Annotated in this window: 1 protein-coding gene and 1 pseudogene; one reads left to right on the top strand and one right to left on the bottom strand. The window is 58.0% G+C overall.

Annotated elements, in window-relative coordinates:
• Window positions 1-222: 222 nt before the first annotated feature.
• Window positions 223-846, bottom strand: a complete 624-nt coding sequence (locus B0E41_RS00045; protein WP_077327319.1) for a tyrosine-type recombinase/integrase — start codon at window positions 844-846, stop codon at window positions 223-225.
• Window positions 847-1,027: 181 nt separating this feature from the next.
• On the opposite strand from B0E41_RS00045, the pseudogene B0E41_RS00040 reads away from it, so the two are divergent.
• Window positions 1,028-1,198 (top strand): annotated as a pseudogene (locus B0E41_RS00040) (transposase); the annotation flags it as partial.
• Between the last annotated feature and the right edge of the window lie 120 nt (window positions 1,199-1,318).

Below are 1,318 nucleotides of genomic sequence, written 5' to 3'. Positions count from 1 at the left end.
CAGCAGATTCACAGATTGCGGGAAGTCAGCCGTCTGTTGGCGCACGAGCAGTCGCGCTTGGAGGAACGGGCTCGCCGTCATGACCGGCGATAGCATCAAGCCTGGCCCATCGGGGCTAATGCCCGCTATTGGCCGGAATGATCTGCTCCTGACCGACGCCACAAAGCTGCCATTGAAGGCGGCCGCCCCAGCGCCGGAGCAAAGGCCGCCCCGATGAAAATCTCAGATCTCTGTTTGTTCTGAGATTTCAAGAGCATCGTCGACCTCGATGCCCAGGTACCGCACGGTCGATTCCAGCTTGGAGTGGCCGAGCAGCAGTTGCACGGCTCGGAGGTTTTTGGTGCGTCGATAGATCAACGTCGCCTTGGTCCTTCGCATCGAGTGGGTCCCATACTCAGAACGATCAAGGCCAAGGTCACCCACCCAGCGCCCAAGAATCCGGGCGTACTGCCGAGTTCCCAGATGTGGCGAATCGTGGAGCCTGCTGGGGAATAGAAAGTCATCTGATTTCAGCGCGGCTTGCTTGATCCAGGCCTGGAGGGCCTCTCGGGTAACTCCCGTGATTTCGAACTGGACTGGGCGCTTGGTCTTGTGCTGCATGACGATGGCGCGCGTGGCCACCTGATCACCATGGGTCACGTCACGGACCTTGAGTGCGACGAGGTCACATCCGCGAAGCTTGCTGTCGATGCCGAGGTTGAAGAGTGCGAGCTCGCGGACACGCCCTTCCATCTGAAGGCGTACGCGCAAAGCCCAGATGTCCTTCACCTTGAAGGGAGCCTTTTGCCCGACGATCTTGCCCTTGTTCCACGGTTCGTGATGAGCTGTATTGCCTGAGGTTTCCATGATGGTCTCCCATCGAGTTGAGGGCCTCAGAGCATGCGCTTGTCAGATGCCGGCATATTGCGCTGCGTCAAGTCTGAACAGAGCTGTCCAATGACAAGGCTGACTCCAATCGAGCGCGTGGCAAACTAGGGCGTGTTAACACTAATTGTGATTATGGCGATTGCATCGGACAATCTCGGACATGGAGATCACGCCCGAACAATTCGCCACCATTGAGCACTGCCTGCCCAGGCAGCGTGGCAACGTCAGCCTGAGCAACCTGCAAGTGGTCAATGCGATCCTCTATGTGGCCGAGCATGGCTGCAAGTGGCGCGGATTGCCCAAGCGGTTTGGCAACTGGCACACTGCGTATTTCAGCCCATCGTGGACGGCATTTCAGGTTGATGGTGGACGGGATTTCAACGTAGTCGTGGACGGCGTTTCAGTCTGATCGTGGACGCTGTTTCAGCGCCATCGTGGACGATTGGGGGTT

This window comes from Hydrogenophaga sp. A37, from assembly GCF_002001205.1.
Lineage (GTDB): Bacteria > Pseudomonadota > Gammaproteobacteria > Burkholderiales > Burkholderiaceae_C > Hydrogenophaga.
Note: the sequence above shows the minus strand (reverse complement) of the source record. Positions and strands in the feature narration are given on the sequence as shown.

Coding starts and splice junctions, on each gene's coding strand:
- B0E41_RS00045 (WP_077327319.1), bottom strand. CDS start 846: ATGGAAACCTCAGGCAATACAGCTCATCACGAACCGTGGAACAAGGGC.